Annotated in this window: 1 pseudogene; it reads left to right on the forward strand. The window is 70.4% G+C overall.

The annotated features are described in order from the left end of the window. Window positions 1-417: 417 nt before the first annotated feature. Window positions 418-614 (forward strand): annotated as a pseudogene (locus HMPREF0591_RS30135) (NlpC/P60 family protein); the annotation flags it as partial.

Here is a 614-nt window from a genome sequence, read left to right on the forward strand (position 1 = left end):
TTTGCGTGGCTGTGGCCGGGGGGATTTGCTCGGGTTAATTTTGGTGGGTGAGTGTTGCGGCGTTCGTGGCTGGGGTTGATCGGCTGCTGAGTCGCGGTCATGAGTTGTTCCCGGCCGGGGGGCCGGGTGGTGGGCAGGTGTTCGCCGCTGGGGGTCGGGTGCCGGTGCCGGAGGCCCCGGATGGCGACAGCGGTTTGACGGGTGGGGCTCGGGCCGCCGGTGGGGCGTATCAGCAGGCGCAGGCCGGTGCGGATGGTCTTGACGGGGACTCGGGGCAGGCGGTAGGCCCAAGGTGGTGAGGTTGGTGCGCAGGGCCGCGCCGGGTCGGGGTTGATTCGGGATCAGGCCCGCGCGGTGGGTGCTGCGACCGCGGGGATGGGTCGTTCGCCGGCGGGCGCGAAGTTGATCATGGCGGCCATGGATGATCATTTGGCCGCGATGCAGCGTCAGTTGGATCAGACCACGGCCGAAAACCGGCTGTTGGCGATGCGGATGCGTCAGCTGGCGGCGGGCTATCGCGGTCTGGGTGCAGGTGGGATGGGCGGCGGTATGCCCCTGTCCGGGCTGGGCGGCTTGATGTCGGGCGGCGGCGGTGGCGGCGGCCTGAGCGGGTT

The organism is Mycobacterium parascrofulaceum ATCC BAA-614, from assembly GCF_000164135.1.
In the GTDB taxonomy this organism is placed as follows: Bacteria; Actinomycetota; Actinomycetes; order Mycobacteriales; family Mycobacteriaceae; genus Mycobacterium; species Mycobacterium parascrofulaceum.